Source organism: Anabaena sp. UHCC 0451, assembly GCF_034931405.1.
GTDB lineage: Bacteria > Cyanobacteriota > Cyanobacteriia > Cyanobacteriales > Nostocaceae > RDYJ01.
This window is the reverse complement of record NZ_JAYGHA010000005.1, coordinates 168,786-178,072: the sequence shown is the minus strand read 5'-3', so window position 1 is coordinate 178,072 and position 9,287 is coordinate 168,786. Positions and strand designations below refer to the sequence as shown.

11 protein-coding genes and 1 tRNA gene are annotated in these 9,287 nt (G+C 39.8%); 3 read left to right on the top strand and 9 right to left on the bottom strand.

Annotated features, from left to right (window positions below; genetic code table 11):
* Positions 1-151: 151 nt before the first annotated feature.
* The 4 genes from VB694_RS05660 to psbX form a co-directional block, all read right to left on the bottom strand.
* Positions 152-664, bottom strand: coding sequence for a Tol biopolymer transporter periplasmic protein (locus VB694_RS05660; RefSeq protein ID WP_323359330.1), 513 nt, complete (start codon positions 662-664; stop codon positions 152-154).
* 65 nt (positions 665-729) lie between these two features.
* The gene (locus VB694_RS05655) at positions 730-1,290 is read right to left on the bottom strand and encodes a hypothetical protein (protein WP_323359329.1); all 561 of its coding nucleotides are present in this window, start codon (positions 1,288-1,290) and stop codon (positions 730-732) included.
* 57 nt (positions 1,291-1,347) lie between these two features.
* A complete protein-coding gene (locus VB694_RS05650; protein WP_323359328.1) occupies positions 1,348-2,274 on the bottom strand; it encodes a Ycf66 family protein in 927 nt (308 codons plus the stop codon).
* Positions 2,275-2,577: 303 nt separating this feature from the next.
* Entirely contained in the window at positions 2,578-2,697 is a 120-nt protein-coding gene (gene psbX, locus VB694_RS05645; RefSeq protein ID WP_190560223.1) for a photosystem II reaction center X protein, read from the bottom strand.
* A gap of 228 nt (positions 2,698-2,925) precedes the next feature.
* On the opposite strand from psbX, the gene VB694_RS05640 reads away from it, so the two are divergent.
* Positions 2,926-3,219 (top strand): YggT family protein, encoded by a 294-nt coding sequence (locus tag VB694_RS05640; protein WP_323359327.1) that lies wholly within the window; start codon positions 2,926-2,928, stop codon positions 3,217-3,219.
* A 182-nt stretch (positions 3,220-3,401) separates the two neighbouring features.
* Here VB694_RS05640 and accC read toward each other — a convergent pair whose 3' ends face one another.
* Entirely contained in the window at positions 3,402-4,748 is a 1,347-nt protein-coding gene (gene accC, locus VB694_RS05635) for an acetyl-CoA carboxylase biotin carboxylase subunit (RefSeq protein WP_323359326.1), read from the bottom strand.
* 262 nt (positions 4,749-5,010) lie between these two features.
* On the opposite strand from accC, the gene VB694_RS05630 reads away from it, so the two are divergent.
* A tRNA-Leu gene (locus VB694_RS05630) sits at positions 5,011-5,091 on the top strand.
* 465 nt (positions 5,092-5,556) lie between these two features.
* Here VB694_RS05630 and VB694_RS05625 read toward each other — a convergent pair.
* Entirely contained in the window at positions 5,557-6,681 is a 1,125-nt protein-coding gene (locus VB694_RS05625) for a site-2 protease family protein (RefSeq protein ID WP_323359325.1), read from the bottom strand.
* Positions 6,682-7,162: 481 nt separating this feature from the next.
* Between VB694_RS05625 and VB694_RS05620 the strand changes: the two genes are divergently transcribed.
* A complete protein-coding gene (locus VB694_RS05620; RefSeq protein ID WP_323359324.1) occupies positions 7,163-7,384 on the top strand; it encodes a hypothetical protein in 222 nt (73 codons plus the stop codon).
* Positions 7,385-7,397: 13 nt separating this feature from the next.
* Here the strand turns inward: VB694_RS05620 and VB694_RS05615 are convergent, their stop codons facing one another.
* Genes VB694_RS05615 through VB694_RS05605 form a run of 3 tightly spaced genes read right to left on the bottom strand, consistent with a single transcriptional unit; the run spans position 7,398 to position 9,191 of the window.
* A complete protein-coding gene (locus VB694_RS05615) occupies positions 7,398-8,069 on the bottom strand; it encodes a uridine kinase (RefSeq protein WP_323359323.1) in 672 nt (223 codons plus the stop codon).
* The gene (locus tag VB694_RS05610; protein WP_323359322.1) at positions 8,066-8,734 is read right to left on the bottom strand and encodes a DUF1349 domain-containing protein; all 669 of its coding nucleotides are present in this window, start codon (positions 8,732-8,734) and stop codon (positions 8,066-8,068) included. The genes VB694_RS05615 and VB694_RS05610 overlap by 4 nt, the downstream gene beginning before the upstream one ends.
* Positions 8,718-9,191, bottom strand: coding sequence for a DMT family transporter (locus VB694_RS05605; protein ID WP_323359321.1), 474 nt, complete (start codon positions 9,189-9,191; stop codon positions 8,718-8,720). The genes VB694_RS05610 and VB694_RS05605 overlap by 17 nt, the downstream gene beginning before the upstream one ends.
* Positions 9,192-9,287 lie beyond the last annotated feature (96 nt).

Genomic DNA, 9,287 nt, shown 5'->3' with positions numbered 1-9,287 from the left:
ATCCCTATATTTATTTCTGCCAACTTGTTATTAGCTTCAAATGTTAAGTGAACTGACGATGCCTAACTGTAGCAGTGCATACGGTATTTTAATTTTAAAAAAAATGCTAAAAAATATCTCTAAAAAATATCAATTAATACAAGTACAATCATTAACGAATATTCAGTTGTTGACCAAAACGGTCATAGAGTAAAATATCCCATTGCCCATTATTACTAAACTCAAAGGCAATTTTGCTACCATCAGCACTAATTGTCGGATTACGAACTTCTGCTTGCAGATTAGCCGTAAAATTTCGTGATTGGCGTGTTTCCCTGTCATAGAGAAAAATAGCAGATCGTCCCTGACGACTAGCCGCAAAAACAACATAACGACCATCTTGAGTGACAGCAGGATGAGAAGTAATAGTATCAAAAGCATTTAAACCAGGTAAATCTACCAAATTTCGTGTCACCGTATCAAACATATAGACATCTTGGCTACCACGACGGTCAGTAACAAAAACAATATATCTCCCCGAAATTTGCGGATTTAATTCTGAAGCCTGACTATTTAAACTCCGTCCCCCCGAATCAAACGGATAACTTAATATACGTGGATAACCAAAACATCCAGTTAATAAACTCGAGCTTAAAAATAAAATAATCAGTAATTTATAATTCATAATTCATAATTCCTTTGTTGTTATTCTCCCCCTGCTCCCCTGCCTTTTCAGAGTACCCACAATCCTTACTGCGGTACAGTCACCGCTGCGCCATTGGGAATATCTAACTCCACAGTTGGTCCTCGGTCTAAAACTTCAATATCCCATTGTCCACGACTAGCAGATTCAAAGACAATATAACGACCATCTGGACTGATATGAGGATTTCTAACCCAACCGCGATAGGTAGGAGTGAGGATTTGTGATTGCTGCATGGCGCGATCGTAAATTGCTATAACTGGTCTACCTTGGTTACTAGTTAGATAACAAATATAACGAGCCGTATAGCTGAGACTAGGACTTTCGGCAATAGTTTCTCTTCTATTTAAACGTGGAGTAGGAATAAAACTTTGTGTTTCTAAGTCGTAAACCAACAATTGCTGATTACCATTACGATTAGAAACAAAGGCTAAAAAACGTCCATTTCCACTTAAAGCCGGTTGTTCCTCAGTATAACGACTATTGAGAGAAGATACCCCAAGAGGAATATCACTGACACCACAGGACACAAGCAGACTAATCAAACTAAAAACTAGGCTCCAATAAATACGTTTTTGGAGCCATAACATAGACGTAACTGTTTTCACATCAACTGCTTTCCGCCACCTTGAAAACTACCACACCATAAATTCACCCCAAAAGTTTTAGATATCATCAAAGTCATTGGAATTATCCGGTTCCTGATTTGGCTTTTCAATTGGGTTGTATGGTACATAATCAGTGGGGATAGCCTCATCATCATCTCTTTGTCTGCGAGGGGATGAGTCAGTAGGTGGACGACGCTTTCTAGGTCTGGGAGCAACATCATCCTCACGGCTTTCTGGAGGTTGAGGTCTGTTATTACCGCGACGTGATGGTTTTCTGACTTCCTCTTGGGGGCTTTCCCAATCATCAACTTGCTTAGAAACAGAACCCCAATTTTCTTGTTCAAAACTTTCACTAGGGCGACTTACTGAACGCCCAGAACTAGGACGACGTTTTCTTTCTCCTGTTTCTGGTTTTTCCCTGGTGCTGCGACGTTCTGAACGACGAGGTGGTTGCTCCTCATAAGAATTATTATTATCACGGCTGGAACGCTCATCTTTACTACCGCGAATTCTGGCACGTGGGGGACGTTCTTCTTCTTCTTCCTCTTCTTCGTAATAAGGTAGCGGTTCTAAATCTGCATCCATCTCCGCTTGATAATTGCGCCGTTCAGAGTAAGAATATTTTCTGCTGACTTCTCGTTCATCGTCCACAATGGGAGTATTCCGTTTTGCTTGTTGAGTAGCAATACTTCGTAGACGAATACTTTCAACGGCAAAAAATACAGTAGTCCCAACTAACAGCAACTGACCAAATTGTAAAATTGGGTCAAGTCGCCATCCTTGGAAGATGAGAATAAAACCACACAGTAAGCCCACGGCTGCAAAAAAGATATCTTGATCTCGTGACAGTTCTGGACGCACAGTGCGGAGAAAATACAGTGCTGCCCCAGCCACAGCCAGGAAAATTCCTAGAATACTGGCTGAGTTCGCCCCAAAATTTACCTGAGCCAAAACACTGGCTGAGTTCAGCCCAAAATTTATCATTGCTGTTTTCCCAATATCAAATCTATGTTAGCGAGTCATCCAATTTTGGATTTTAGATTTTGGATTTTGGATTTACCACACGGATGAATCCGGGGGCTTGTACCATCAAGGAATTATTGCTAACAATTAAAATTACTATTTTAACTATCGACAATATATTTAAGCTCCAAAGCATCTGGCAAAGAAGCTCTGAAGCTGTTTACCATTATTTGGTGATTGGTGATTGGGAACAACATAATTAATTACCCAGTTCCCAGTCCCCAGTCCCCAGTCCCCAGTCCCCAGTCCCCAGTTCCCTATTCCTTAATTTCGTTGGATTTTATCTTTCTGACTGATGAAAATCAAGCCAACAGTAGCAGGGATGACCACAATAGCAGTACCCCAAACCAGACTCCAAAGAAAATTTGCTAAAGAGGGTGTCATAGTTCTCAACCTTTTTTTACACACACAGTTCATTTTAATTTTAATGGTGTATCAGTTCCTTGAGAAGTTGTTATTTTAGTTATCAGTTATCAGTTAAGAGTTCTCCCTTAGAGAAAATGACGGCATTTAGTTAAAATGAGAGAGAATGCTGTAAAAAGCGGAAAATTTTCTGGCTTGCTCCCCTAAGTTAATTTGATTTGATTTCTTCACAGATAGTAGCTGAAAGCCATGACTGGTGTTAACCTAACTGCTTGGATTCTCGGACCCGTTTTGGGACTGATGACATTTTTGTTTATTTTCCGCATTATTCTGACTTGGTATCCCCAAGCAAATCTTAATCGGTTGCCTTTTAATCTCATCGCTTGGCCAACTGAACCCTTTTTAGTGCTATTGCGAAAGCTAGTACCCCCCATTGGTGGGGTAGATATCACCCCTATTATTTGGGTTGGTATTTTCAGCCTATTGCGAGAAATTTTGCTAGGCCAGCAAGGATTACTGACAATGATGGCGCGTGTTAGTTAGGTAACAGGTGACAGGTAACAGGTGACAGGTGACAGGTGACAGGTGACAGGTGACAGTGAAGAGGAAAGGGAGCAGGGGAGCAGGGGAGCAGGGGAGCAGAGGAGAATAAGTTTTTTCTATTCCTAGTCACCAATCCCCAATCCCCAATCCCCAATCCCCAATCCCCAATCCCCAATCCCCAATCACTGCAATTTCATGTCCTGGACAAAGCTGGTATAAACATTACCCTGTAAAAACTGCTCGTTTTCCATGATTTTTTGATGAAAAGCAATTGTAGTGGGTAGTCCGGTAATTGCACACTCTCTTAAAGCCCGTTTCATGCGGTTAATGGCTGTAGCTCGGTCGGGTCCCCAGACAATTAACTTACCGATGAGGGAATCGTAATAAGGGGGAATTTGGTAATCTGTGTAAACGTGGGAGTCAATCCGCACGCCGGGTCCTCCGGGTGGTAAATAGCCGCTAATTTTACCTGGTGCTGGACGAAAATCATGATCGGGATCTTCGGCGTTAATACGGCATTCAATGGAATGACCTCTGAGAACTACTTGCTTTTGTGACAAGCCTAGTTTTTCACCTTGAGCAATGCGAATTTGTTCTACTAGCAAATCTATGCCAGTAACCATTTCTGTAACTGGATGCTCAACTTGTATGCGGGTGTTCATTTCCATGAAGTAGAATTTACCGGATTTATCCAGGAGAAATTCGATAGTTCCTGCGCCGGTGTAGTTGATAAATTGGGCAGCTTTGACGGCTGCTTTTCCCATTTTTTGTCTTAGGTCTTCATTGAGTGCGGGACTGGGGGCTTCTTCTAATAACTTTTGGTTACGACGCTGAATTGAACAATCTCTTTCGCCTAAATGAATAACGTTGCCGTAGTTGTCCGCTAAAATTTGAAATTCAATGTGACGGGGACGTTCAATAAATTTTTCTATATAAACGCCGGCATTACCAAAAGCTGCTCCTGCTTCCCCTTGGGCTGCATGGAAAAGTTTGACAAATTCGTCTTCGGAACGGACAAGCCGCATTCCCCGTCCACCACCGCCGGCTGTAGCTTTAATCATCACAGGGTAGCCGATATCTTTGGCGATCGCAAACCCTTCTTCTACGGTTTCGACTAAGCCCTCACTACCTGGTACTGTCGGGACTCCGGCTTTTTGCATGGTTTCTTTCGCGGTGGATTTATCACCCATTAAGCGAATAGCTTCGGGTGTTGGTCCAATGAAAGCAATGTGGTGGTCAGCACAAATTTCTGCAAATCTGGCATTTTCTGACAAAAACCCATAACCAGGATGAATAGCTGTAGCACCACGCGTTAGGGCAGCTGCAATAATGTTGGGAATATTCAGATAACTTTTACTGCTGGCTGGTTCACCAATACAAACCGCTTCATCAGCTAGTTGCACGTGGAGAGCATTCCGGTCAACGGTGGAGTGAATAGCAACCGTCGCAATTCCCATTTCTTCACAGGCGCGGAGAATGCGAAGAGCTATTTCTCCACGATTAGCAATTAAAATTTTGTCAAACTTCATTTTTTAGTTGCGATATTAGTACCAGTAGATTGACATTCTCTCCCATCCTGTTCAATTAAAGCTGTCGCATTACTGTAAATTCTCACAAATTTATTAGGGAACTCTTAACAGGGAACAGAGAAGAAGTAAATAATTTTCTCCCCATCTCCCCATCTCCCCATCTCCCCAATCCCTCTTCCCTGATTAAAACATTTTGCAAAAATTTTGGAAAATATCTTCCATTATTGATTTTCTATGCTATATTGTTATTCTAGGCAAACGTGCGGATGTGGCGGAATTGGTATACGCGCACGCTTGAGGTGCGTGTGGCTTTGCCTTGCGAGTTCGAGTCTCGCCATCCGCATTAATTTTTTGCCTTGGCTGTGACTCTCTCTCGCAAGTCAAGGCAACACTTACCTCAAGCTATTTACTCAAAATTCACTCACCACCCAACTATACAACAGGTAAATCGAGTAAACAACCAATACATACATACTATAGTAACTATGTATCAGTTATCACTGAGTAGATGATTCACAGTACCAAGTGATCGAATTAGTGGCAATAGGACAAACATACTACCTTAGTACAGACATATTGAAAGCTAGAATACTTACCTTGTCTGAGTTATAGCTATTTTACTCTACAGCTTCGTTCACCATTGACTAAGTTCGTTAGCAACACTCCCAATCTTTTTTGTCGAGTTCGGAGGAGTTATGCTTAGGGTGCATATAAGCGTACTTACTTATCTACAAAAATCAAAACTCAAAACTCAAAACTGCTTTCTTTTCAAGGCAATTTTGAGTTTTCATTTGGAGAATTGAAGAGATTATGCAAATTTTGTTTGTACTTTGTTCTGAAGTAAGTTGATAATTGCAGCTTTTTCTAAAATTCCGACTAACAACCCATTATCACGAATTACAGTCAGTGCGGATAATTTTTTTGTTTCGAGTAACTGTACTACTTCTAGCAACGGTTGATCTGATTGTACAGTAGTAGACTGCTCAATTGGTTTCATCACTTTGACAACTTGAGTTTCTGCCCATAATGTATTTGGGATGGTTCTCAAGTCATCAACTGATATTGCTCCTAACAATTGTCCTTGCTCATCTGTCACCAAGAAACGACGGTATTCCTGAGCATTTAAGAGTTGTTGATCTGCAAACTCTCTTAAATTCAAATTTGCTTTGACAATTGGGCTATCGTTATTTACAGCATCCGCTGCTGTTAAACCTGTGAGTTTTTCTTGCACTCTAGCAAATTGGGCAGCATTTCCAGCATTTTGCAGCAGAAAGAAGCCAATTAACAAGTTCCAGAAGTTAGCAAAGCTACCCAACAATAGTAGAGGAATTAAACCAGATGCGATCGCTAACCAACCAAAGATTTGTCCAATTCGGCTGGCAACAACCACTCCTTTATAGGATTTACCAGTAATTTTCCAAACTATTGCTTTAAGTATATTTCCTCCGTCCAAAGGCAAGCCAGGAATGAGGTTAAACAGAGCTAAGGTCAAATTAACAGAAGCTAGTAGACCAAGGATAGCAGCCAATGGTCCAGATGCAGCAGTCGCAAAACCAACTGCGGTCGCTGTAGCAAATAGCATCAAACTAACTATTGGTCCTGCAATAGCTACCCAAAAAGCTGTTCCTGGAGTTGGCGATTCTTTTTCTAAGCTTGCCAGTCCACCAAATATAAATAGTGTAATTGATTTGACATCAATTCCTTGACGAATAGCGACAAAGCTGTGTCCTAATTCATGAGCGACAACTGAACCAAATAATAACAGTGCTGTCATCAATCCCAGCAATAAGGGTAATCCTCCACCTAGTTGGGGAAATTGTGCCGCTAGTCCACTGCTATAGCTCCAAGTTACCAAACCCAAAACTAAAAACCAGGAAGGATGTATATAAAAAGGTATTCCAAAGAGGTTGCCAACCCGAATTGTACTATTCATGGTATTCACCTGTGACATGAGCATTGAGAAGTTTGTTTTTTCTCTCAATGCCCTTATCGTAACGAAATATTAAGTAAATTTAATCTTTGTAACGGTAGTGGTGTCCGTCCATTAAGGTGTGGTTAGGCGAATTTAGCCTCAAAAATACAGTTTTTACGGGTAAGGGTGGGTGGGCAAAAAAGTTACCCCACTTGAAAAAGAAGCAGAGGAGCAGGGAGCAAGGGGGATAGTTTATATGGGGATTCGACACTTTGACAAAGCTCAGTGACCATTCCACCTGTTGCGCCAGCTTCCTGCTTTTTTACATTGTAAATCTAGTGCCGAATGCCTGGCTTTACATCATCGGATAACTTTGACCCTTCGACTTCGCTCAGGGTGAAGAAGTTTCGCGCTAAAGCACGGGCGTTTTTGGGATTCGCATCGGGATAATATAGTTATTTTTATTTTCAAACTCAGAACCAACAAACAATTGAAGGAAAATTTGACTGTACCTGAGACACGGGATTTAATTAAAGGCATTAAGGCTGGATATTTAACACCAGAGCCATCAGAATCGAAAGAAATCAAAGCAGTTCTTCAAAAAATTAGTAGTGGGTTATCTGAGACGACTTTAGCTAATGCTAGTCGTGAACAACTGCAATCTTTACAAGAAATATTGGCACAGAAGTTAGATGAGATTGGTCAATTAATTGGTTCTTCTTGACATTTTCCCAACCTTACATTGTTGAGGAAGGGGCATTCGGTGGATCATGGTAAACACCTAACTTGAAATCATTAATATAAATCATGTCTGTACTTGATTTGGGATTGTCAATTGCCAAATGAACTTTTTGGGCAGGAAAATAAATTTTTTGGTAATCCTCAATTATCTGTTCTGGTGAAATATCTTCTTGATTTCGCTGAACTGCTCTCTCCAAAGCAGTTGCAAATGAACAATCAATCCAAATCTTAAAATCATAAAAATGTTGGAGCGATCGCTTCAGCAAAAATATTCCTTCAAGCACAATTACATCCACATTTTCAAATTGATAATTATAGGTTTGTGGTATACCTGTAATTCCAGTTAAAACAGTCGTTAAATTAATCATTCGTTGATTTTTTAACGGCACTATCAATTTTTGAAATAGATCATCAAAGTGAAAAGCATGATGATAAAAATACTCTCCTGGATTTTCAGAATTAAATCGCTCACTTGGTAACTTATGCCAAGCATCTAAATTAATGGCAACAGCATGAATATTTTGCTGATTCAAAGCAGTGATTAATTTTTCAGTAAAATAACCTTTCCCAGAACCATCAATCCCACTGACAGCAACTAAAAAAGCTCTATCTGTTGATAATTCTGATTGTTTTTGGAGGATAGAATTAGCTAAATCTTGAATATTCATGATGATTTTTCACCTTTTTTTGTTAATTGATAATCCTCAAAAATCACCTCATATCCATTTCCTTGTGGTGATGCACACATAATTCCGACTTGAATATCTTGCTGAACTGGAAAATAAGCCATTCTCAAGGGAACATAGCGGTCATATTCATCTAAATAAGCGATATGAATAGCCTCTTGACATCGTTCAACCCGTAGCTGAAAAATATCAGGAGGATTTAACAAAGGTGTGAATGACCAATCTGAATAGTTATGAGTGACGACAGCACTCACATTTTGCACTCCATCAACATATTCAATTCCAGTTTTAATCCAATGTTTTTCATCGGCACGAATCATAATTCCTGCCTGATCATATAAGTCCTTATATTTGCCTTTTATCTTGACATCAACAACAAAATCTGTACTCACTCGGTCAAAGTAGAAATGTCCACTATCACGAATAAAACCATAGTGAGTTATCCGCCAAAAATCGGTTTTTGGTGCAGTTGTAATGATGATGTGCTGCTCAGAATGCGACCAATTAGCAGGTTGATTAAGCCATTCCATAGTTTTTGCTATTCTTAGATGTAAGGGAATAATTTGTGTAATTTTACCGTGAGTAGATGAGTTTAAAAAATATAACGATTGTTCAAAATTATCCAAGGCACTAATCGACATTTTCATGAGAATAGTTTGTATCCAATTGATTAATTACAACCGCTATTACTAATGTAGCAATTCCTAATATTTTGGGTGTGTTAATCGGATATTTAATAGCACCAAACCATCCCAAATGATCAATCACCATTGACATAAACATCTGGCTAAATATCACATCTAAAGTAGTGGTAGTTAAACCCAATTTAGGAACTATTAAGGTACTTAATGTGACGAAAATTGCACCTAATAAACCGCCAAAAAATGCCCACCAAGGAGTAATAAAAAGTAAGTCAAGATTCAAGGGTTTGAAAATACCAAGTCCTAGCAGTAACGTGAGGATAGTAAAACCAACTAAGAAATTAATTGCTGCTGCTGCTATTGGAGAGTGGAGTATTGTCTTTAATTGGGCATTAATGGCTGTTCCAATTGTTGAAAAACCACCAGCCGAACCAGCGCCAAGCAATGCTAATAAAATATCCATAATGATGATCCTAAAAAAGTATTAGGTTGGTATTGGAGTTTAGACTAAATCTTTTCTTGTAGGCTTAACCCCTTGGGGTATAAGGTTTATGACTTA

Bases quoted from the DNA above. Each gene is read 5' to 3' on its own strand.
- VB694_RS05640 (WP_323359327.1), top strand. From the start codon at position 2,926: ATGACTGGTGTTAACCTAACTGCTTGGATTCTCGGACCCGTTTTGGGA.
- VB694_RS05625 (WP_323359325.1), bottom strand. From the start codon at position 6,681: ATGAATAGTACAATTCGGGTTGGCAACCTCTTTGGAATACCTTTTTAT.
- VB694_RS05615 (WP_323359323.1), bottom strand. From the start codon at position 8,069: ATGAATATTCAAGATTTAGCTAATTCTATCCTCCAAAAACAATCAGAA.
- psbX (WP_190560223.1), bottom strand. From the start codon at position 2,697: ATGACACCCTCTTTAGCAAATTTTCTTTGGAGTCTGGTTTGGGGTACT.
- VB694_RS05660 (WP_323359330.1), bottom strand. From the start codon at position 664: ATGAATTATAAATTACTGATTATTTTATTTTTAAGCTCGAGTTTATTA.
- VB694_RS05610 (WP_323359322.1), bottom strand. From the start codon at position 8,734: ATGAAAATGTCGATTAGTGCCTTGGATAATTTTGAACAATCGTTATAT.
- VB694_RS05650 (WP_323359328.1), bottom strand. From the start codon at position 2,274: ATGATAAATTTTGGGCTGAACTCAGCCAGTGTTTTGGCTCAGGTAAAT.
- VB694_RS05605 (WP_323359321.1), bottom strand. From the start codon at position 9,191: ATGGATATTTTATTAGCATTGCTTGGCGCTGGTTCGGCTGGTGGTTTT.
- accC (WP_323359326.1), bottom strand. From the start codon at position 4,748: ATGAAGTTTGACAAAATTTTAATTGCTAATCGTGGAGAAATAGCTCTT.